Source organism: Algoriphagus boritolerans DSM 17298 = JCM 18970 (genome assembly GCF_900108085.1).
GTDB lineage: Bacteria > Bacteroidota > Bacteroidia > Cytophagales > Cyclobacteriaceae > Algoriphagus > Algoriphagus boritolerans.
Window position 1 is genome coordinate 65,195 of record NZ_FNVR01000017.1, and the last position, 21,574, is coordinate 86,768.

Here is a 21,574-nt window from a genome sequence, read left to right on the forward strand (position 1 = left end):
CTAAAAAGTCACACACTGGAATGATTGTAAACCTTGCGAGATTCTCCCGAAGAAAAATCGGGACAGGCTATCTGACCTTTGAAAAAAAATTATAAACAGATGAAAAAAGTACTCTTCATAGATCGGGACGGGACGATCATCAAAGAACCGCCTACAGACTTTCAGGTAGACAGCCTAGAGAAGCTGGAATTCCTGCCAAAGGCCATTTCAAACCTGCGGAAGATCGCTGAGGAATTGGATTATGAACTGGTCATGGTGACCAATCAGGACGGTTTGGGTACAGATTCATTCCCAGAAAAGAACTTTTGGCCGGCACAATACAAAATGCTTAAAACCCTGGAGCAGGAGAATGTGATCTTCACCGCAATTCATATTGACAAAACGTTTGAACATGAAAATGCACCGACCCGAAAACCAAGAACGGGTTTGCTCACCCAATACTTCTCCGAAGCGTATGATTTAGCCAATTCTTATGTGATTGGCGACCGTTTTACGGATGTTCAATTAGCCAAAAATCTGGGTTCAAAGGCAATTTTCATCGGGGATCCGAATCCTGATGCCGAGCTTAGCACCAAAGACTGGGACGAGATTTACAATTTTCTCAAAATGCCTCCCCGCACGGCTGAAGTGATCCGAAAAACATCGGAAACAGATATTTATATCAAATTAAATCTGGATGGAAGTGGGCAATGCAAGATTTCTACGGGCTTACATTTCTTTGATCACATGCTGGAGCAATTGGGAAAGCACGGCAGCACTGATTTGGAAATCAAAGTCAACGGCGATTTGCACATTGACGAGCATCATACGATTGAGGATACGGCCTTAGCGTTGGGAGAGGCATATCTGAAGGCACTTGGTGACAAAAAAGGGATCTACCGGTATGGCTTCTTACTTGCGATGGATGATGCGCTGGCACAGGTGGCTATTGATTTTGGCGGTCGACCTTGGTTGGTTTGGGAGGCGGATTTCAAGCGCGAAAAAGTCGGAGACATGCCTACGGAGCTATTTTTCCACTTCTTCAAGTCCTTCTCCGACACTGCCAAGTGCAACTTGAACATCAAGGTGGAAGGAGAAAACGAGCACCACAAGATCGAAGCCACTTTCAAAGGTTTGGCCCGTGCCATCAAAATGGCGGTAATGCGTGATCCGAGAAATATCAATCAATTGCCCAGTACGAAAGGAGTACTTTAAAATTTCCATACATTTTTTTACCTAAGTACTTTATCATTTCTTTTTAATTTTGTTTATTTCATTATGAAACGAACTACTCATATACTTACGATACTTTCATTTTTACTCTTTCTTTTTTCATGTGCCGCTAATCCTGTAGAAATAGAAGCCCTGTATAATTCGGGAAAGTATGAGCAAACCATCTCAGAAATCAATAAGAGGCTATTTTTCCACGTCAAAGATGTGAAGTTCTTGCACATGCGGGCAAGATCTTTTGAGGAATTGAAGCAATATGATGAGGCGATCAAAGATTATGAACGGATTATTTCAATCGACCCTAATTATGCACAGGCTCATGCCGGAATAGGGAAAATCCTTTTTGATAAAAAACACTACGCTCAGGCTGAATTATACATTCTGAGGGCTTCCAGTATTGACCCGGAAAATTTCGAAATCCTTTATTTGGCCGGTCGATGCGAATTAATGCTGGAGAAATGGGATAAAGCAGAACGTTTCCTCAAATTGGCTGAAAAAATGAATCCGGATTTTGCCCAAACCTATTTTTACACAGGAATGGCACGGGCAAATCGAGGAGAAGTAGAAGGCGCTGCGGTCTCCTTTAATTCCTATGTCAATAAAGATCCCAACAATTTAGTGGCTCGGTACAATCGGGGTTTTGCCATGATGAAATCGAGCATGACGAAGATCGTCACACACTGGGATAATTATAATGCATGCGAGATTCCATCTGACCAATAAAAATCAAATTATAAACAGATTAAATTAGGCTATATCCCTTATGCTTTGGAGGATTTTGAATTTATACTCAAACAGAATCCTAACCATACCGAGGCTCTCGGCAAAAAAGGAATCTGTCTGGCTAGGATGGGAAATCCCGAAGGGTGTCAACTAATACAAGAGGCAGCAAAAAAAGGAAGTGATTACGCTCTCAATCAGCTCGAAGAACTGTGCTCTTGAAAGTCGAGGTATCAAAGATATTTCAATTTGTCACCCTGGGCTAAATCGAAGTGTCAGCTCAACATAACCACTTCGATTTTCCGCTACGGAGGACAAACAGGTCAGCCTGACAATTCCATTGGCAGTTTCTAATTGATTAAAAAATCCAAAACCTACAAACCTAAAAGTCTTTGCTTCAACGCCGCTTTATAATTCGGGATCGCTTTTTCCGATAGTGCCAAAAACAAGTAAGGCTCGATCAGTTCCAACTCCATCAGATGGAAGACGCCGTTGATTTCCACTCCATCCACTCTTCCATATAGCGTATTTGGAGCAAAAGTATCCATCAATTTCTGGCAGGATTCCAGCATTTTGGGTTTTGGATTTATCACTTGAATCGTCCCTCCAAAGTAATGCTGCACTCGAAAATCTGACTTTGCCGGTGTTTTCAGGACGGCATGGGAAAATTTCCCGTTGAAAAAGAGTAGCGAATATTCACCTACTTCCGCCACTTCGGGAATATAGGGTTGCACCAGAAAATCCTCTTCCTGAAGCAAATCTTCAAGTTTTTGAGCATAATTATTCCAATCCGAAAGTTTGATTTTCAGCGTGTTTTTGGCTCCACCACTGACCAGGGGTTTGACCACCACAGTATCAGAATTAATCTTTTGCCGAATCAACCCGAGCTCAGGTTTGGACTCAGCTTCCAGGATTATGCCTGAAATCACCGGAAAGCCCTTCTTTTCAATTTCCAGCAAATACTCCTTGGAAGAATTCCAAAGAATCGTGTCCAGAGCATTCCATACAGGAATATTGAGCAATTTCATCCGTTCAATCCAATCCAGAAATTCTGGGTAATAGTCAAAATAATCCCAGACAGATTTGATCAAAAGACACGAAAAGCTATTCCACTTCACATCCGGATCTGACCAAACCACAATCTCGTGAGAAATCCCAAGCTCAGTCAAAACCTCGGAGAGGATTAAATCTTCATCTACGGTGTCGGTATCATACGCTCCGATGGAAAAATAACTAACGATTGCTACGTGATGAAATGTTTTCTGGATCATTTGAAATCGAGCATGACGAAGATCGTCACACACTGGGATGATTATAATGCATGCGAGATTCTCCCGAAGAAAAATCGGGACAGGCTATCTGACCTTTGAAAAACAAATTATAAACAGATGAAATTATTTTATCCAAAGCTTCCAAAAAGTCCTTATTCTGGATCGAAAGAATTTTATCGATCAATCCATTTCTAATTTTTTCAATGGTCGGCATCTTTTTGTTTTTCTAGACATTTCAAAAATCAGAAATGCATTTGAGTTTTCCAATTGTCACAAAACTACATTTTAAGCAAAATTCACGCCCACCACTCTTCAAAAATCCATCCGAAATCTTACTTTTGACCATTGATCGCACTATGAATCACCAAAAACTCGTCATCATCCCCACTTTCAACGAACTGGAAAACATCCGGGAAATGGTTCAGACGGTGATGGCCTTGGATGGCGATTTTTCGCTTTTGGTTATTGATGACGGCTCACCGGACGGAACAGCAGCGGTAGTCAAATCGCTCCAAGCGGTTTACCCTGAGCGACTTCATCTGATTGAACGAAAAGGTAAACTGGGTTTGGGTACCGCCTACATCACCGGTTTCAAATGGGCACTCAAGCATTCCTATGAATTTATTTTTGAAATGGATTGCGATTTTTCACATGATCCCAAAGACCTGATCCGCCTTTACGATGCAGTAAAAGACAGAAAATACGACTTGGCGATCGGTTCTCGCTACATCACCGGAGTCAATGTTGTCAACTGGCCCATTGGACGGGTACTGATGTCATATTTTGCAAGTGTCTATGTCAAATTCATCACCGGGCTACCTGTCAAAGACGCCACCGCAGGCTTCAAATGCTACCACAGAAGTGTACTCGAGGGGATTCGGTTGGATGAGATTACGTTTATCGGTTATGCTTTCCAGATTGAGATGAAATTCACGACCTGGAAGCTTGGATTTAAGATCATCGAGGTACCGATCATCTTTACAGACAGAACCAAAGGCACATCCAAAATGAGCTCCGGGATTTTCAAAGAAGCCGTTTTGGGTGTGATTTGGATGAAAATCAAAAGTATTTTCTCACTCTACAAACTCAATCAAATCGGATCGATTTGATCGGATCAACTTTGGAAATCACCAGCACAGGGATCCACAGAACCAGAGCAGTAAGCAAGGCTATCCCGACGTTGAGATAAATAAATACCGGCCAGTTCCAGTCTATCGGCACATAACTCATGTAATAACTTGCCGCATCCAATGGTATCAATCTAAACTGATCTTGTAAAAACCCAATTCCAAGACCGATAAGATTTCCAATCAACAGACCTCTACCCAGGATTTTCATTCCGTTCCAGAAAAAAATCCGACGGATCTGCACATTCCGTGCTCCCAGTGCCTTGAGCAAACCGATCATCTGAGTTCGCTCCATGATCAGGATAAAAAGAATCGCACCCATGTTGAAGATCGCGACAAAACCGATCAAAGAAATAAACACGACCACATTAGTGTCCAACAAGGTCAACCAATCAAAAATCTCCAGAAACCGATCCTGACTATCGATCAGTTTTAGGTTAAGGTCCATTTCGGATTCGATCAGTGGGAAATACTCATCCGTCTTTTTCGGATTATCCACAAAAATCTCCAAGCCCCCAACTTGATCTGCAGTCCAACCATTCAGATTCCGGATGGTCTGAAGTTCGCCGATCACGATTTTTTCATCGAAATTCTCAAGATAAGTCTCAAAAATCCCCACTACCTCTACCCTTCTGAATCGCGGCGGATCCTGTACAAAATACAGCGTAACTTTATCCCCAACCTTCAGCAGCAACTTATTTGCGATAAACTTGCTGAGCAACACCTCATTGCTCGTACCGGAATCCGGCAGATGAAGCATCCTGCCATCGGTCAGGTAGGTCTTAAAAGCCAGCGTGTCAAAGTCACGACCTACACCTTTTACCAAAACCCCTTCCACTTCCTCGTCGCCCTTCAGCAAAGCTGCCTTATGGGCAAAAGATTGGATTTTGTCAATAAATGATAATTTTTTTGAATTTTGGACAAACTCGGAATTGAGTGAAAAGGGAGCTTCTTCAAAGGCATTGCTCATTTGGAATCGCTGAACCTGAAAGTGCCCGGTAAATCCAAAAACCCGCTCGGAAACAGTGTTTTGGAAACCGCCCAAAACCATGATTGCCAATATCGAAACCCCAAGTCCAAGGGCAAGACTTCCGACTGCAATCCGGTGAATGGTCCCCGAAAAACCTCCGGCCTGTCTAAAGCTGATTCTTTTGGCAATGAAATAGGAAAGGTTCAAAAAAGATCTTTTTTAGGTTTAAAATTGGGTAAACGATCCTGAATTCCCAAGTGGATATTCTTGGATTAGCCGTCCACAGTCGAGGGTCAACTGTCGACCGTGGACGATTATCCGCCGTACTTCAATCAATCTTGAATCTGCTAGCAAAGGAGCGGATAATCCTTTTAATTTGTTCAGAAATCCCCCGCAAAATAGCATGAAGCAAACGAAAAATTCATTCCTGATTTACTTTTTGGCATTTTCTCTCAGCCTTTGTTCGGCTCCATCTACCTTTTCCCAACAACCTGTTCTCACAGGCGCTGAGCGTTCTGAGCTTTATCTCCCACTTTTGGAAGGAAAAAGAGTCGGCTTTGTCGGCAACCAAACCAGCATCATGCCTCAATCAGCCAATAAACACGTGGTGGATTTTCTTCTGGAAAAAGGCGTACAGGTCAAAAAAGTATTCGTGCCCGAGCATGGATTCCGAGGCACGGCAGACGCAGGTGAAAAAGTCGATAACAGCATTGATCAAAAAACCGGTTTGCCGATCATTTCTCTTTATGGAAACAACAAAAAACCTTCAGCTGCGCAGATTGCAGATTTGGACGTGGTGATTTTTGATTTGCAGGATGTGGGCACGCGCTTTTTCACCTACATCAGCACGATGCATTATGTGATGGAAGCCTGTGCCGAGCAGGGAAAAAAGGTGATCATCTTTGATCGTCCAAACCCGAATGGAGGCTACATCGATGGCCCGATGCTCAAGTCTGGTTTCGAATCCTTTGTAGGCATGCACCATATCCCTGTCGTCCATGGCCTATCTGTGGGTGAACTGGCAAAAATGATCAATGGCGAAAAGTGGCTGAAAGGTGGACTGACCGTCGATCTCGAAGTGATTCCTGTAGCCAATTGGAACCGAAAAATGGCATACAGCCTTCCTGTCAAACCTTCACCAAACTTACCCAACGATCTTGCGATCAAGCTCTACCCAAGTATGTGTTTCTTCGAAGGAACGGTAGTTTCCTTGGGTCGAGGGACTTACTTCCCTTTTCAGGTTTATGGCTATCCCGATCCTAAATTCGGTGATTTCCAATTTACTCCTGTCAGTATAGATGGCATGTCCAAAACCCCACCCCTTCAGGACAAGCTTTGCTACGGCAGAGACCTCAGAGGGGAATCATTGGATCATCAATTCACGCTGGAATACCTCCTTGAAGCTTACCATAAGTCAGGCATGAAGGAGAAGTTCTTCAACAACTTCTTCAATACCTTGGCTGGCACAGACGAGCTGAAAAAGCAGATTCTGGCAGGCAAAACCGAGATTGAGATCCGGGAAAGCTGGAAAGCTGGCTTGGCCGAATTTGAAGAGAAAAGGGAGAAATACCTGATTTATAAATGATTCGAAATTTGAAGTTTGAGGTTTGAGAATAAGTCACTTCAAACCAAAATCCTCCATTCTTCCCCCATGAAACATCCCCAAAACCTATCCATCCGATTTTTTGACGACCGGGAAGGTCGTGCGCTATGGGACGAGACAAGTGCCAAATGGTGGTTTTCAGTACTGGATATTATTGCAGTATTGACCAACCAAGACGACTACAATAAAACGCGAAACTACTGGAAATACCTTAAAGCCAAACTCAAGAAAGAAGGAAGCCAAGTGGTTAGTACCACTACCCAGTTGAAGATTTGAGCTGCTCGAATCTCGAATATCAAATCTCGAATTTTAAATATCGAACACCGAACATCTAATGTCGAATAACGAAGTGAAAGAGAAAAGTCTGCGACTCATCTACATGGGCACGCCGGAATTTGCCGTGCCAGCGCTGGAAAAATTGGTGGAAGCTGGTTGGAATGTGGTAGCGGTCATCACAGCACCGGACAAACCACAAGGCCGCGGTCAAAAACTGGTGGGTTCGCCTGTTAAAGAAGCCGCAGAAAAGCTTGGACTACACATCCTGCAACCCACAAACCTCAAAAATCCAGAATTCCAGCAAGAACTCAAGGATTTGAAAGCTGATCTCCAAATCGTCGTAGCATTTCGTATGCTTCCCGAGGCAGTTTGGAATATGCCTCCTTTGGGCACGTTCAATCTTCACGCTTCACTCCTCCCCAATTACAGAGGTGCCGCACCGATCAACTGGGCCATCATCAACGGGGAAAAAGAGACCGGCGTGACCACATTTTTTCTCAAACACGAGATCGATACCGGAAGCATTATTTTTCAGGAAAAAATCACGATCCATCCTGAGGATGATCTGGGAATTGTCTATGAAAAGCTGATGACTATCGGAGCTGATTTGGTGGTCCGAACGGTGGATGTTATTTCTAAAAATGAGGTAAATCCAAGCATTCAGGATGAATCCAAAGCACTCCATCACGCGCCGAAGATTTTCAAGGAAACCTGCAAAATCGACTGGACAAAATCAGCGGAATCCATTCATAATCTAGTTCGAGGACTGTCTCCTTATCCGGCTGCCTGGACGGAATTTCAGGGTAAAACCTGCAAGATTTTCAAAACTTCTTTTACCAAAGAAAACCTGAATGACAAAAAACAAGGACAATGGGAATCTGATGGGAAATCCTTTCTAAAGTTCCAAACTGGCGAAGGAACATTGAATGTTTTGGAGTTGCAACTGGAAGGAAAAAAGCGAATGAAAATCGAAGAATTACTACGAGGGCTTAAAATTTAAAGCCATTTTTTTGAGATTTACTTTTGTATATGGTTCATTTTTAGGAAATTAAAGTTAAATTTTTAACTAAAGCACTATGAAAAAATCAATTTCATCAATCCTAATATTAGCAGGAATCGTTGTGGCGTCCCCCTCCCAAGCCCAACTTCTGAAGAAAATACAAAATGCAGCCGCTCAAGGAGTAGAGAACGCAGCAACTAAAAGGGCTAGAGATGCCTCTGAAAAGAAAACTAATGACGCCATAGACGGAATGATTGGCGGAATGATAAAACCAGCCCCGACTGAGTCAGAATATGCTTTCACCGGCTATATGGTTATGGAAGTAAGGAACACCGATAAAAAGGGGAGATCAGAAGATCCTGTAAAGATGCAGTATTTACTTTCTGACAATTTAGAATTCATGGGTATGTCTTTTGCAGATCCCAAAAGCCCCGAGAATTCCACTACTTCTATCATTGATACCAAAAATGAAGCGATAGTCATGCTGATGGAAAATAAAGGGGAAAAATCAAGCATGGCGATCAGGATTGATCACGAAAAAATGCAGGGAATGGTGGACAAGGAAGTGGAGAAACAACGCGAGAATCCTGAATACAAAATCACCAAAACCGGGAACACAAAAACCATCCTGGGATATCAGTGCGAAGAATACCTCATCACCTCTGAAGATGGGGAAGGACACTATTGGGTCACTGAAAAACCGATTGAAGGATTGTCCCTATTTTCACCCCAAAGCAACCCAATGGTTTCCAACAAGACCATGGATCAATACAGTTCCATGTTTTCGAATGCTCCAAAAGGCAGCTTTTTAGAAATGATCTTCACCGATAAGAAGGGAACGGTTACGGAAATGAAAGTGATCGAAATCGAAACCAATAGTCCACGAAAATACAATATGGATGACTTCCCAAATATGATGGCAGGAGCGGGCAAATAATTCTTGAACTGGGCAGTTTTTCTGCCCATTTTCATTTTTTCAACGTCAAAGACTGGTATCTTCAAGCCAAACATTGAAGTCCTGCGAAAATCGAGCTTGACGAAAACCCTCTGTTGAAATTTAACTATTGCTCCTGCGAGATTAGTCCCGATCCCAAATGCCATCGGAACTATCGGGATGGCCGATTAAATCAAGTATAACCAGATGCAAATCACCCTTATCGTCGCCAAAGCCAAAAACAACGTCATCGGCAAAGACAATCAATTGATTTGGAAACTTTCTTCCGATCTCAAAAGATTTAAAAATTTGACTTCCGGTCATTACATTTTAATGGGAAGAAAAACTTTTGATTCTCTTGGCAAACCGCTCCCCAATCGTACCCACTTGATTATCACGCGAAATCCTGAATTTCAAGCCCCAACAGGTCATCACGCTTTTCCTTCGGTAGAAGCAGCAATTATTTTTTGCAACAAAATGGAGGTAGAACAACTTTTCATCATCGGAGGTGGTCAGATTTACCAGGAGACCATCGCTATTTGCGATGTTTTGGAAATCACCGAGGTAGAAGCCGAACCAGAAGGAGATACGTTTTTTCCGGAAATCGACCCGAAAATCTGGAAGGAAGTGAAGCGGGAAAGTTTTGCGGCAGACGAAAAGAATGACTATCCGTTTTCCTTTTTGACTTACGAAAAAATAAAAATTTAACCATGTCAAAATCTGTCATTTGGATCACGGGAGCCTCTTCAGGTATCGGTGAGGCGGCTGCAAAGAAGTTTTCAAAAGAAGGATATCAAGTGATTCTATCTGCTCGAAAAGTCCAAGAATTAGATCGCGTCAAGTCAACATGCAGTTTCCCATCGGAAGCCAAAGTTTTACCTTTGGATTTGGTGGAAATTGACACATTTGGAGAGAAAGTAAAGACAGCTATTGCTTTATTTGGAAAAGTCGACATCCTACTTCACAATGGGGGTATCAGCCAACGATCACTGATAAAGGAAACGGGGCTGGAAGTGGACAGAAAACTCATGGAGGTCAATTTCTTTGGCACTGTAGCCTTAACCAAGGCAATATTGCCGCATTTCCTATCCCGTCAAACCGGCCATTTTGCCGTAGTCAGTTCTTTGGTTGGAAAGTTTGGGTCGCCTTACCGATCTTCTTATGCGGCCTCAAAGCATGCACTTCACGGCTTTTTTGATACGTTGAGAGCAGAACATTTTCAGGATCAAATCGCAGTTACCATGATTTGCCCGGGATTCATCCGTACAAATGTCTCCGTCAATGCGCTCACCGCAGATGGAAGTAGACTTGGCAAAATGGATGAAGCACAGGCAAAAGGAATGAGTCCGGAAGCCTGTGCAAGTGAAATTTTTAAGGCGATCACCCGAAAAAAAGAAGAAGTCAACATCGGCGGAAAAGAAACGCTGGCGGTCTATGTAAAACGGTTCTTTCCGGGAATTTTCTCCAAAATCATCAAAAAAGCAAAAGTCAGATAAAAAATAAGCTGGAATACCGATGACAGAAGACTTAAGAAGGGAAAATGCCATTTGTGCATAAATCCAATTACAACACTCTAGAACTATACTATAAATTAATTTTACCCAGGAATGCAACTTGTTAAAGCAGAAATTATTACCATCGGAGATGAATTGCTCTATGGCCAGGTAGTGGACACCAACAGCCATTGGATCAGTCAGGAATTGGATCGGTTAGGTGTGAAAGTAGTACGGAAAACTACTGTCGGAGATAATCGGACTGATATCCTAGCAGCTTTTGCTGAGGCGGAGAAGCGTGCCGACCTCGTATTGATCACGGGTGGTCTTGGCCCTACTCAGGATGATCTGACTAAGCCCTTGTTGGCAGAATATTTCAATTGCGAAATCGTGGAAGTGCCGGAAGCAGTGGAGGCAGTGACCGCCTTTTTCAGGCGAAGGGGACGGGAAATGACTCCATTGAACATCCTACAAGGCCACCTTCCCTCCTGCTGCACTTATGTGCCCAATGAGGTCGGTACCGCACCCGGAATGTGGTTTGAACGAAACGGAACGTACTGGATGTCCATGCCTGGGGTCCCACATGAGATGAAAAAACTCATGAAAGATTTTGTCCTGCCCAAGCTCCCCAGCCTTTTTACACTTCCTGTTATTTTTCATAAGGTTATTAAGACTGCTGGAATCGGGGAAAGTTGGTTGGCAGACTTAATCAAAGAATGGGAAAATGCCCTGCCAGAACACATCCGTTTGGCTTATCTACCCTCACTAGGCCATGTGAAGCTTCGGTTGACCGGATTTGGGGACGATAAGACGATCCTTGCCGCTGAAATCCAACAACAGATCGATGCGGTACTGCCCCTGATCGACAAATTTGTCTACGGCTACGATGAGGAGACCCTGGAAACTGCCATTGGAAAGCTTTTGAAGCAAAACGGGAAAACTGTAGCTTTGGCAGAGAGCTGTTCCGGCGGTTATATCTCACATTTGATCACGAGTATCGCCGGGAGTTCAACCTATTTTCAGGGGGCCGTTGTTCCTTACCATAATCAGTTCAAGGAAAGCATTTTGGGAGTAAAAAAGGAAACTTTACTCCATCATGGTGCTGTAAGCGAACAAACTGTCCGGGAAATGGCTGAAGGGGTAAGGGCTGTTTTCAAATCGGATTTTGGCCTGGCCAGCAGTGGAATCGCAGGACCGGATGGAGGATCTGAGGAAAAACCCGTGGGGACAGTCTGGATTTCATGTGCCGGAAAGGATTTCGCTGAAGCCAAAAAGCTTCAACTGACCCAAGACCGAATGCTGAATATTCAATTAACCGGTGTTGCTGTTTTGAATTTGTTAAGAATTTGCATCAATCAGAATAACAAATAAAATTTTACCAACAAGGTTTGGGTAGGAGATAAAGAAAATTTAATTTTAAAACTTGAATATAAACCCAATTTAATTACCTCAATCGCTATGGCAAGTATAGAAATGCTGATGCCCAAAATGGGTGAAAGTATCATAGAAGGAACAATCCTCTCCTGGCTGAAAAAGGAAGGGGATTCCATCGATCAAGATGAATCTGTCTTGGAAGTGGCCACAGACAAAGTGGACACCGAAGTTCCTGCTACGCATGCTGGGGTATTGAAAAAAATCCTTGCCAAAGTAGGAGATGTGGTGGCAGTTGGTGCTCCTATCGCAGTGATCGAAACCGCTTCTGAAAGTGACTCCACTCCCACTCACTCTAAAAAAGAAGATGAGTCAGCAAAGGCAGAACTCGTTGCCAACGCTCCGGCAAATACCCATGCAATCATCGAAGCGCCTGCACCGGTGAGTGAACCACTTTCATTGGATGGGCGCTTTTATTCTCCTTTGGTAAAAAGCATTGCCAAAGAAGAAGGTATTTCTTCAGTAGAACTTTCTAAAATCCCCGGAACTGGAAAAGACGGAAGAGTGACCAAAGAAGATATGTTGGGTTATTTGGCGTCGAGAAAAGAATCTACGAACTCCCCACTCTTGAAATCGGCTCCCTCAATTTCAGAAACCAAATCACAGATTAGCATCTCGGCTTCGGATGAGATCATCGAAATGGATCGTATGCGAAAGATGATCTCCCAGCGAATGGTCGATTCCAAGCGGATTTCAGCACACGTGACCTCTTTTGTAGAGGCGGATATGACGAATATCGTCCTTTGGAGGGAGAAAAATAAATTGGCATACAAGTCGAAATACGGAGAAGGAATCACCTTTACCCCATTTTTCATTGAAGCTATTGCAAAAGCAATCCGAGATTTTCCGATGATCAATATCTCAGTCGATGGCGAACGAATCATCAAAAAGAAAGACATCAATGTGGGAATGGCAGTAGCAATTCCATCAGGAAACCTCATCGTCCCTGTGATCAGAAATGCTGATCAATTGAACTTGGTGGGTATTTCCAAAAAAGTGAATGACTTGGCCAATCGCGCCAGAAACAACAAACTGACCGCTGACGATCTTGCAGGTGGGACTTACACGGTTTCCAATGTTGGATCTTTTGGGAATGTGATGGGAACTCCGATCATCCCACAGCCTCAGGTCGCCATCATGGCTGTAGGTGCCATTGTGAAGAAGCCTGCGGTAGTCGAAACGCCAACCGGTGACGTGATTGCAATCCGACATAAAATGTTCCTATCCCACTCCTATGACCACCGAGTAGTGGATGGTGCGCTTGGAGGAATGTTTGTCAGAAGGGTAGCCGATTACTTGGAGGAATTTGACCTGAACACAAGTTTGTAAGGTATTGATGGCTTCGGGATTTTCTGAAGCCTTTTTTATTCCGCCTTTTCCCTGACTTTACGAAAGTAGAATTCCAGCTTATCAGCTAATGCCGCCAGCCGAATCGGCTTGGTCAGGTAATCATTCATTCCGGATTCGATTGCTTTCTTCTGATCCTCTTCAAAGACATTGGCAGACAACCCAATAATGATCATCTGATCTGTTCCCTCCATTTTTCGGATCTCACGTGTGGCCTCCAGTCCATTCATTACCGGCATCTGCACATCCATCAGAATTACATCAAATTGCTGCTGCTTCACTTTGTCCAAAACCTCGGCACCATTTTTTGCAACCTCAAACTGAAATCCCAATTGCTGAAACATAAAGGTCATCAATTGTAGATTGAGGTCATTGTCTTCCGCCAGCAAGATGCGTAATGGGAAAACTGTCCCCATATCCTTGATGTCTTTCCAGGTCAACTGATAGCTTTTGGGTGTGATTTGGTTTTGTTCAGACTTCCTGACCACCACCGAAAAACTAAAAACCGATCCTTCGCCAAGCTTGCTTTCAATTCTAAACTCGCCTCCCAACAACTCAATAATTTTTTTAGCAATAGCTAATCCAAGGCCTGTTCCCTGATAGGCTCTGGTATTCGAACTCTCGACTTGATAAAATGGATCTGCCAGGCGTTCCAAGTGCTCTTTTGGGATACCGATTCCCGTATCCGAAATCTGAAAAGAAAGGAAATACAAAGCATCTTCAATCGGAGTCAACTCCATTTTCACTCCAACTTTTCCTTCGTCCGGTGTAAATTTGATCGCATTCCCAATTAAATTCAACAGCACTTGGTTGATTTTTCCTTTATCGCCTTCAAAAAGCAAATTCTCGGAATTGACAAAAGTTGTCTCCAATTTGATATTTTTCTTTGCTGCCAGACCAGAGAGGATTTTGAGCTGATTTTTCAGCTCTTCCTCAGGAATGAATGCACTGGACTGAATCTCAATTTTCCCGGATTCAATTTTTGAATAGTCCAGGATATCCCTGATAATATTCAGAAGTGAACTCCCGGAGTTTTTAATGATCTCCACATATTGTTTCTGAATCTTGTTAAGGTTGGTGCTTTCAAGCAAATCAATTATCCCAAGAAGTCCGTTCATCGGTGTCCGGATTTCGTGACTCATGTTTGCCAAAAATTCCGACTTGGATCTATTTGCCTGATCAGCCGCATTCATGGCTTCTACCAAGCCTCTTTCCCAAATTTTCTGTCCTGTAATATCTTTTGAGATCGACATGACCTGGTTTTCATCCAGCGGGAAAAAGCGCATTTCGTAGTGCTTATCTCCTGAAGGGCTATGCCATACCACATCCTTGGTTTGAATGCGGTTGGTGGATTTGGCCAGATTAAAAACACGGACGATTTCATCAGCCTGGCCATGGGGCACAAATTCAGCCAGGGATTTGCCAAGCGTGAGCTGTGCTGGATGGAGTAAATTTGCCTTATCCTGCACATGAAAATCCAGAACAACCCCCTCGTTGTCATAAATAAAAATGGTATCCGGAATATTACTGATTACGGTTCTCAGCCTGTTTTCGCTTTGAATAGTCTCTTGTCTGGCCAGATATTGGGAGGTGATGTCTGTGCAGATCCCCATTCCACCTGAAAATCTTCCTTGCTGATCAAAAATAAACTTTTCAAAAATACGGACTCTGATTTTCTCTCCGGTAGGCTTGGCAAAATCGTATTCCAGATCCATAAAATCTCTGGATTCAGCCAAAGCTTTCTTAGCTTCTGCTTTGACCAAGTTTGCCTGGGGATGGATGGAATCAGCTTTAAAAGCATTTTTAAAATCAAGCTTGGAATGACCGAGAACTTTTTCCACTTCGTCAGACACTTTGGTGATTTCTCCATGATAGTCATGAAAAAAAACAAACCCTTTCAACTCCTGTAACAGGAGATTCTGTTGGTCAAAGAGGCGGGATATTTCATAGAGGTTGGCTTCTTGAAGCTTGATGGAATTGATATTTCCTTTCAGCGAAAGAATGAAAAAAGAAACCGTTCCGATCAGTAAAATAACCAGGCCTAAAAACAAGGCAAGATACGTACTGTAAAAACCGGAAGTGAGTCCCTCCATGGGTACAAAAAACACCAAAGACGCCGGACTTTCAGCTTCCGCATAGGAAAAAGGATATTGTGCCAAAATCCCTTCAAAACTTTTGTCACCCTTATTCCAAGAGACTTCATAAAACCCTTTCAGACCCAGATTAACATCGGATTTAATCTGATCAAAGTGGACTTTATCCAAGCTTACAGGATCTTCGGTCCTTCTCGAACCGACAGAAACGAGATTTCCCTCCATAAAGAGGTATTTCTCCCCACCGGGATTCAGGTAGAAATTGGTAACGTAAGTTTGGCTGTAGCTTGGAATATTCAGAGAATACAGGATCCTAAAACCCTCCTTACCCTCCACCAACAGCTGTGAACGCTTCACGGCTTTCGGAAAGCCCCGCTTGGATTTCTTGCTGATGAAATCATTCCGGTCGGTCATCGTAAATACCAAAATAGAGTCCCGCATATCGACCCAAATGGAGTCAATCATTCCCGGGAAACTCGTGAATGTCCTCCGGGCAGCCACAGTCAAATCATCCTTGGTTTTCAAATTAGCCCCTTCAAGTTGGACCAGCAATGTTTTGGAATCTTCCTTGAACCGACTCAGATCCACTTCCAATCCTCTAGCCGCCAGCGTTGTCTGACTGATCAAAAATTCTTTTCGGGACTCTACCTGAGCATAATAGATCGCATTGAAAAAGCTAATTCCTAAGGCTATAACCAGTAAAACCAACAAACTACCGATAATGGTAATCAGCCAAAAACTGGAACGGATGACAAAACGCTTACCCATCAGTCCGTAGGAAAAACTTGAATCAAAAACCAACTGATAGAGGCGAATTGGCCACAAACGGCGTGCTTCAAATCTGGCTCTTCCTTAAAATCAAACCTTTCTTTCTTTTGAAGGAGAAAAGCCTGGGCCATCTGCCTCACTTCTCTGCTTTTACTGTTGAATAGGTTGAAGTCTGAAACTCGGAAATTATCAGATTGTACCGTTTCCCGATACACATGATTTTTCAAAGGAGGAAGACTCAATGCCTCAATCGCATCAGCTTTCCCTGCTACGATATCTCCTTTTTCATTGACCAGAACAAATTCACCTTCTTCCGAATTCAAATAATTTTCCACGATATCACTGACTGTGTAATCGACTCCAAGTACTGCAAAAAGCTTCGGACCGTCGTACACCGGATGAAGCAGTGACAAAATCCAACCCTTGCCTGCCGGGTCCACATAAGCATCCGGAATCCACACCAGACCTTTACCGGGATTGTGCTCCAAATCTGCCTCATAATAAAAATTGAACTTCGTCACGTCTATATCCGGATCCACAATATTTTTTGCATCATAGGCAGGATAAACTCTACTTACCTGATTCGCGGAATTTGAGTAAATCTGAACAGCTAATGGATTCTTTCTTATAAATGACGCGAAAACGCTGTCCAAGACATTGGTTAAGGTGACTTCAAGTTCGGCTTTCTGCCGGTCAGGTGTAAGATTAAGTATAATAATGGAACTTAAAGTCGAATCCTCCCCGGGAACATTAGTGGAAAAGGCCCCGCTATATTGATATGGATTTGGTTTTGGATTTTTTAAAATGGAATCTTTCTGTGTCAGGAGATTGGCATAAAAATGCGCTACGCTATCCATCTGCAAAGCAAGGTTTTCTCCTCCCTTTTCCATCTTGAGGATTAAGGATTTGATATTTTCGAGACCATTTTCCTGATTATTTTTTGCTGATTTATTACAACCAAGTAGGGAAAAACAGATTAAGAAGTAAAAAAGTAGAAATCTGAAATGGCTCATAATTTGACCTTATTTCAGGGAAATTAGAAATTTTCCAGCTCCAAACGAAAAGTTTTCCCCATTTCATCAAAACGCCCCTTTACTTTTTCGAAAAAATTACCGGTCAGAAAAACGTCCAACTCCTTCTCCTCCAAAACATCCGTTTCACTTAGCTTAAAAGTCTGTTCCATCGGCCCCAACTCAAACTTGATGATGTATTTATTATTCCAGGAGAAAATGCTGACACGAATTTCCTCCTGAATCAATTCTTTGACTACTCTCATTCAGGTCTTCTTACTTCAGATTTGTAGGTAATGGTAGACTTCAGTGAGGAAGCCACTGAGCAATACTTATCCACCGAAAGCGCAACTACTTTTGCAAACTCCCCAGGTGTGGCATCAGGGGATACCAACACGAACTTTAATTCTATGTCGGTGTAAAAAGCCGGAACCCCATCGTTTCGAATTCCTTCTGCCTCCACATAAAAATCTACGATCTCCCGGCGTTTTTTCTTCATCATCAAAACAGCATCCACCGAAGCGCAACCCCCCAAGGCCGAAAGCAGCAAATCCATCGGAGATTGGGCCTGCTTATGCTCAGGATCATACATATCGATATTTACCACATTTCCTTGCGGATTGCGGGCTTCATATTCCAAGTCCGCCTTCATGCGGACAGTGACGTTTCTTTTATTGGCCATTTTGATTTACGAATTACGATTTTTGATTTACGGCGTTTTAACCTGGTTGTGCTATTTCTCCTGAAGCAGCACTGAGTATTTAATCAACAACCTGCCTGTGAAGAAGCAGGATAACAGTAACGAAGCGACTCCCTACTTAGCTGACTTTTCACTTTAGCTTGCTGACTTTTAGTCTTCTACCAACTGTCACCTGCGATTGCCTTCTCTCCCGTCTACTGTCTTCCGTTTTCCCACCCAATCACATATTCCTCCTGTACTGTCCCCCCACCTCGTAAAGCGCATTGGTGATTTGCCCCAAAGAACAGTATTTCGAAGCTTCCATCAATCTCCCAAATACATTTTCATTCTTCACTGCGGCAATTTTCAGGGACTTCAGCTGTTCGTTTTCCAAACCTTCATAGGTCTTATGTAAGTTCCTCAAAGTTTGAATCTGAGCTTCCTTTTCATCCGGATTTGCCCGAATGACTTCTCCGGGAGTGACTGTCGGTGATCCGTCGGAAGAAAGGAATGTATTCACCCCAATGATTGGGAATTCGCCTGTATGTTTCAGCATTTCGTAGTGAAGGCTTTCCTCTTGGATTTTACCACGCTGATACATGGTCTCCATAGCTCCCAGCACACCACCCCTTTCGGTGATCCGATCAAACTCTGCATAGACGGCCTCTTCCACCAGATCCGTCAATTCTTCGATAATGAAGGCCCCTTGAAGCGGATTTTCGTTTTTGGTCAATCCCAACTCTTTATTGATGATCAATTGGATAGCCATCGCTCGACGAACTGATGCTTCAGTAGGTGTGGTGATCGCTTCGTCATAAGCATTGGTATGCAGGGAGTTACAATTATCATAAATCGCATACAAGGCCTGAAGTGTGGTTCGGATATCGTTGAAGTCGATTTCCTGTGCATGAAGTGATCGGCCTGAGGTCTGAATATGATATTTCAGCATCTGAGACCGCTCATTTGCGCCGTACTTCAGCTTCATGGCCTTTGCCCAGATTCTTCTCGCCACACGACCAATCACCGCATATTCCGGATCGATTCCATTGGAGAAAAAGAAGGATAAATTTGGCGCGAAATCATTGATATTCATCCCTCTTGACACATAGTACTCCACATAGGTAAACCCGTTGGAAAGGGTCAGCGCAAGCTGTGTTATTGGATTTGCCCCCGCTTCGGCAATGTGGTAGCCCGAAATCGAAACCGAATAGAAATTTCGAACCTTCTGATCGATAAAATACTGCTGAACATCTCCCATCAGTCTAAGCGAGAACTCCGTGGAGAAAATACAGGTGTTTTGGGCCTGATCTTCTTTGAGGATATCCGCCTGGACCGTTCCCCTCACTTTGGAAAGGGTATCGGCTTTGATCTTTTCGTACACCTCACTTGGCAAAACCTGATCTCCGGTCACTCCGAGAAGCATCAGGCCCAGCCCATTGTTTTCTTCAGGGATCACGCCATTGTAAGTCGGTCTTGGGAGGCCTTTTTCTTTAAAAATCGAATCAATTTTGGCATTGACTTCTTCCTCCAATCCATGGGCTTTGATATACACTTCACATTGCTGATCGATCGCTGCATTCATGAAAAACGCCGTCATCGTCGCTGCAGGACCATTGATCGTCATCGAAACCGATGTCATGGGATCCGCTAAATTGAAACCTGAATACAGCTTCTTGGCATCATCCAGGCAACAGATATTCACACCTGAATTGCCGATTTTACCATAGATATCCGGTCGATAGTCCGGATTCTCTCCATACAAAGTCACCGAATCAAAGGCAGTAGAAAGACGCTTGGCCGGCATTCCTTTGGACACGTAGTGAAAGCGCTTGTTTGTCCGCTCGGGCCCACCTTCGCCCGCAAACATTCGCGTAGGGTCTTCCCCTTCCCGCTTGAATGGAAAAACTCCTGCGGTGTAGGGGAATTGCCCCGGCACGTTTTCCCGCAAACCCCACTTCAGCAATTCTCCCCAAGCTTCGTACTTTGGTAAAGCCACTTTTGAAATGCGCGAATTGGAGAGCGAAGTAGCATAGGTTTGGATCTTGATTTCTTTATCCCGAACCTTAAACACATAAAAATCCTCCTGATACTTCGCGGCCTCGGTTGGCCACTCTTCCAGCCATTTCTTATTTTTTGGATCCAGGTTAAGCTCAACTTGAGCATAAACTTCCTGTAATTCTTTGATCAGGCGATCCACATCATCAACTTGGGTTGATTTGATCGCCTCGATGGATTTTTGGATACTGTAGAGTTGCTGTGCAATTTCCTTTTGCTCCTCCACCCACCTGTCATAGTTTCGGTTGGTTTCGGTTATTTCGCTGAGATAGCGAGTTCGGGCAGGAGGAATGATGTAAATCTTTTCCGAAGAACCTGCTACAAGCTCGGAGGTACTCTCCCATCCTTTGAATTTCTCAGCTACTTTTCCAATCAAAGCCCGATACAGCTGATTCATGCCCGGATCATTGAATTGAGAAGCAATGGTGCCAAATACGGGAAGTGTTTCATCTGCTGCATCCCATAGATTGTGATTCCGCTTAAACTGCTTTTTAACATCCCGGATCGCATCCAGCGCCCCACGCTTGTCAAACTTATTGAGTGCAATCACATCTGCAAAATCCAACATGTCGATTTTCTCCAGTTGGGAAGCTGCACCATACTCAGGCGTCATCACGTAAAGCGACAGGTCAGAATGCTCGATAATTTCTGTATCGGATTGCCCGATTCCTGAGGTTTCTAAAATCACCATGTCAAAACCTGCGGCTTTGACAGTATCTACTGCGTCCTGCACATACTTGGAAAGTGCCAAATTAGACTGCCGAGTTGCCAGGGACCGCATGAAAACTCGTGGATGATGAATCGCATTCATCCGGATCCGATCTCCCAAAAGTGCTCCACCGGTCTTTCGCTTGGATGGATCTACTGAAATGATCGCCAGGGTTTTATTCTCAAAATCAATAAGAAACCTCCTGACCAATTCATCCACCAAGGAAGACTTACCGGCTCCGCCGGTTCCGGTGATTCCTAAAACAGGTGTGACTGCCGCTTTGCTTTTCTTCCTAACGGTTTCAAGCAGCACTTTGGAGTTTTCCGGAAAGTTTTCAAATGCCGAAATAGCTCTCGCAACATGCTCCTTTTTATCCTGAACCAGATCAAATCCTTCCGGCAATTCATCTCCTACAGGAAAGTCACATTTCTGCACCAAATCATTGATCATCCCTTGCAATCCCATAGCACGACCGTCGTCCGGGGCATATATTCTGGTGATGCCGTAGGCATGAAGTTCTTTGATCTCCTCGGGAAGGATGGTTCCTCCACCCCCACCAAAGATCTTTACATGTCCTGCGCCCCTTTCGCGAAGCAAATCATACATGTATTTAAAAAATTCCACGTGTCCCCCTTGGTAAGATGTGATGGCTATAGCCTGCACATCCTCCTGAATAGCGCAATCGACGATTTCCTGTACAGATCGATTATGGCCGAGGTGAATCACTTCGCAGCCGGTAGCCTGGATGATCCGGCGCATGATATTAATGGCAGCATCATGTCCGTCAAAAAGTGAGGCCGCCGTGACAATACGGATGTGATTTTTGGGTTTATAAACTTCAACTGGAGTGATCATGAATTTGGGTCAATATCCTTTTTG

General features: G+C 43.6%; 18 protein-coding genes. 11 read left to right on the forward strand and 7 right to left on the reverse strand.

What is annotated here, in order from left to right; translation table 11 throughout:
• Positions 1–99: 99 nt before the first annotated feature.
• Together hisB and C4S61_RS14345 are read left to right on the forward strand one after the other, a co-directional pair.
• Complete coding sequence (gene hisB, locus C4S61_RS14340) at positions 100–1,194, forward strand: bifunctional histidinol-phosphatase/imidazoleglycerol-phosphate dehydratase HisB (RefSeq protein WP_103925504.1); 1,095 nt, start codon at positions 100–102, stop codon at positions 1,192–1,194.
• 63 nt (positions 1,195–1,257) lie between these two features.
• A complete protein-coding gene (locus tag C4S61_RS14345; protein ID WP_103925505.1) occupies positions 1,258–1,932 on the forward strand; it encodes a tetratricopeptide repeat protein in 675 nt (224 codons plus the stop codon).
• A gap of 371 nt (positions 1,933–2,303) precedes the next feature.
• Here C4S61_RS14345 and C4S61_RS14350 read toward each other — a convergent pair whose 3' ends face one another.
• Entirely contained in the window at positions 2,304–3,200 is an 897-nt protein-coding gene (locus C4S61_RS14350) for an ATP-grasp domain-containing protein (RefSeq protein WP_103925506.1), read from the reverse strand.
• Between the two features lie 356 nt (positions 3,201–3,556).
• Here C4S61_RS14350 and C4S61_RS14360 point away from each other — a divergent pair, with 356 nt between their 5' ends.
• Positions 3,557–4,309 (forward strand): polyprenol monophosphomannose synthase, encoded by a 753-nt coding sequence (locus C4S61_RS14360; RefSeq protein WP_103925526.1) that lies wholly within the window; start codon positions 3,557–3,559, stop codon positions 4,307–4,309.
• Here the strand turns inward: C4S61_RS14360 and C4S61_RS14365 are convergent.
• Complete coding sequence (locus tag C4S61_RS14365; RefSeq protein ID WP_103925508.1) at positions 4,287–5,504, reverse strand: ABC transporter permease; 1,218 nt, start codon at positions 5,502–5,504, stop codon at positions 4,287–4,289. The two genes, C4S61_RS14360 and C4S61_RS14365, sit on opposite strands and share 23 nt — an antisense overlap.
• Before the next feature lie 196 nt (positions 5,505–5,700).
• Here C4S61_RS14365 and C4S61_RS14375 point away from each other — a divergent pair, with 196 nt between their 5' ends.
• The 8 genes from C4S61_RS14375 (at position 5,701) to C4S61_RS14410 (ending at position 13,363) form a co-directional block, all read left to right on the forward strand.
• Positions 5,701–6,882, forward strand: a complete 1,182-nt coding sequence (locus C4S61_RS14375) for an exo-beta-N-acetylmuramidase NamZ family protein (RefSeq protein ID WP_103925510.1) — start codon at positions 5,701–5,703, stop codon at positions 6,880–6,882.
• A gap of 66 nt (positions 6,883–6,948) precedes the next feature.
• Complete coding sequence (locus tag C4S61_RS14380; protein WP_200820589.1) at positions 6,949–7,176, forward strand: hypothetical protein; 228 nt, start codon at positions 6,949–6,951, stop codon at positions 7,174–7,176.
• A gap of 58 nt (positions 7,177–7,234) precedes the next feature.
• A complete protein-coding gene (gene fmt, locus C4S61_RS14385) occupies positions 7,235–8,176 on the forward strand; it encodes a methionyl-tRNA formyltransferase (RefSeq protein ID WP_200820590.1) in 942 nt (313 codons plus the stop codon).
• Positions 8,177–8,252: 76 nt separating this feature from the next.
• Positions 8,253–9,113, forward strand: coding sequence for a DUF4412 domain-containing protein (locus C4S61_RS14390; protein WP_103925511.1), 861 nt, complete (start codon positions 8,253–8,255; stop codon positions 9,111–9,113).
• A 204-nt stretch (positions 9,114–9,317) separates the two neighbouring features.
• The gene (locus tag C4S61_RS14395) at positions 9,318–9,818 is read left to right on the forward strand and encodes a dihydrofolate reductase (RefSeq protein ID WP_103925512.1); all 501 of its coding nucleotides are present in this window, start codon (positions 9,318–9,320) and stop codon (positions 9,816–9,818) included.
• A gap of 2 nt (positions 9,819–9,820) precedes the next feature.
• Complete coding sequence (locus tag C4S61_RS14400) at positions 9,821–10,606, forward strand: SDR family oxidoreductase (RefSeq protein WP_103925513.1); 786 nt, start codon at positions 9,821–9,823, stop codon at positions 10,604–10,606.
• A 111-nt stretch (positions 10,607–10,717) separates the two neighbouring features.
• A complete protein-coding gene (locus tag C4S61_RS14405) occupies positions 10,718–11,974 on the forward strand; it encodes a competence/damage-inducible protein A (RefSeq protein WP_103925514.1) in 1,257 nt (418 codons plus the stop codon).
• A gap of 87 nt (positions 11,975–12,061) precedes the next feature.
• On the forward strand, positions 12,062–13,363 hold the full coding sequence (locus C4S61_RS14410; RefSeq protein WP_103925515.1) for a dihydrolipoamide acetyltransferase family protein: 1,302 nt from the start codon (positions 12,062–12,064) through the stop codon (positions 13,361–13,363).
• 35 nt (positions 13,364–13,398) lie between these two features.
• Here the strand turns inward: C4S61_RS14410 and C4S61_RS14415 are convergent, their stop codons facing one another.
• From C4S61_RS14415 to C4S61_RS14435, 5 genes are all read right to left on the reverse strand, one after another.
• Positions 13,399–16,242: a PAS domain-containing hybrid sensor histidine kinase/response regulator gene (locus tag C4S61_RS14415; RefSeq protein WP_146064414.1), complete on the reverse strand. Its 2,844-nt coding sequence runs from the start codon at positions 16,240–16,242 to the stop codon at positions 13,399–13,401.
• Positions 16,242–17,132: a PDC sensor domain-containing protein gene (locus C4S61_RS14420; RefSeq protein ID WP_146064415.1), complete on the reverse strand. Its 891-nt coding sequence runs from the start codon at positions 17,130–17,132 to the stop codon at positions 16,242–16,244. The genes C4S61_RS14415 and C4S61_RS14420 overlap by 1 nt, the downstream gene beginning before the upstream one ends.
• Before the next feature lie 146 nt (positions 17,133–17,278).
• Positions 17,279–17,518, reverse strand: coding sequence for a hypothetical protein (locus tag C4S61_RS14425; RefSeq protein ID WP_103925518.1), 240 nt, complete (start codon positions 17,516–17,518; stop codon positions 17,279–17,281).
• Positions 17,515–17,934 carry an OsmC family protein gene (locus C4S61_RS14430; protein WP_235010001.1) on the reverse strand — a complete coding sequence of 140 codons (420 nt, stop codon included), beginning with the start codon at positions 17,932–17,934 and terminating at the stop codon, positions 17,515–17,517. Before C4S61_RS14430 ends, C4S61_RS14425 begins: the two co-directional genes overlap by 4 nt.
• A gap of 238 nt (positions 17,935–18,172) precedes the next feature.
• The gene (locus C4S61_RS14435; RefSeq protein WP_103925519.1) at positions 18,173–21,550 is read right to left on the reverse strand and encodes a methylmalonyl-CoA mutase family protein; all 3,378 of its coding nucleotides are present in this window, start codon (positions 21,548–21,550) and stop codon (positions 18,173–18,175) included.
• Positions 21,551–21,574: the final 24 nt, after the last annotated feature.

Excerpts from the sequence above, each read along its gene's own strand:
- C4S61_RS14360 (WP_103925526.1), top strand. The coding sequence starts at position 3,557 with ATGAATCACCAAAAACTCGTCATCATCCCCACTTTCAACGAACTGGAA.
- C4S61_RS14410 (WP_103925515.1), top strand. The coding sequence starts at position 12,062 with ATGGCAAGTATAGAAATGCTGATGCCCAAAATGGGTGAAAGTATCATA.
- hisB (WP_103925504.1), top strand. The coding sequence starts at position 100 with ATGAAAAAAGTACTCTTCATAGATCGGGACGGGACGATCATCAAAGAA.
- C4S61_RS14375 (WP_103925510.1), top strand. The coding sequence starts at position 5,701 with ATGAAGCAAACGAAAAATTCATTCCTGATTTACTTTTTGGCATTTTCT.
- fmt (WP_200820590.1), top strand. The coding sequence starts at position 7,235 with ATGTCGAATAACGAAGTGAAAGAGAAAAGTCTGCGACTCATCTACATG.
- C4S61_RS14430 (WP_235010001.1), bottom strand. The coding sequence starts at position 17,934 with ATGGCCAATAAAAGAAACGTCACTGTCCGCATGAAGGCGGACTTGGAA.
- C4S61_RS14350 (WP_103925506.1), bottom strand. The coding sequence starts at position 3,200 with ATGATCCAGAAAACATTTCATCACGTAGCAATCGTTAGTTATTTTTCC.
- C4S61_RS14415 (WP_146064414.1), bottom strand. The coding sequence starts at position 16,242 with ATGGGTAAGCGTTTTGTCATCCGTTCCAGTTTTTGGCTGATTACCATT.
- C4S61_RS14345 (WP_103925505.1), top strand. The coding sequence starts at position 1,258 with ATGAAACGAACTACTCATATACTTACGATACTTTCATTTTTACTCTTT.
- C4S61_RS14380 (WP_200820589.1), top strand. The coding sequence starts at position 6,949 with ATGAAACATCCCCAAAACCTATCCATCCGATTTTTTGACGACCGGGAA.
- C4S61_RS14400 (WP_103925513.1), top strand. The coding sequence starts at position 9,821 with ATGTCAAAATCTGTCATTTGGATCACGGGAGCCTCTTCAGGTATCGGT.
- C4S61_RS14405 (WP_103925514.1), top strand. The coding sequence starts at position 10,718 with ATGCAACTTGTTAAAGCAGAAATTATTACCATCGGAGATGAATTGCTC.
- C4S61_RS14420 (WP_146064415.1), bottom strand. The coding sequence starts at position 17,132 with ATGGAAAAGGGAGGAGAAAACCTTGCTTTGCAGATGGATAGCGTAGCG.
- C4S61_RS14435 (WP_103925519.1), bottom strand. The coding sequence starts at position 21,550 with ATGATCACTCCAGTTGAAGTTTATAAACCCAAAAATCACATCCGTATT.
- C4S61_RS14425 (WP_103925518.1), bottom strand. The coding sequence starts at position 17,518 with ATGAGAGTAGTCAAAGAATTGATTCAGGAGGAAATTCGTGTCAGCATT.
- C4S61_RS14390 (WP_103925511.1), top strand. The coding sequence starts at position 8,253 with ATGAAAAAATCAATTTCATCAATCCTAATATTAGCAGGAATCGTTGTG.
- C4S61_RS14395 (WP_103925512.1), top strand. The coding sequence starts at position 9,318 with ATGCAAATCACCCTTATCGTCGCCAAAGCCAAAAACAACGTCATCGGC.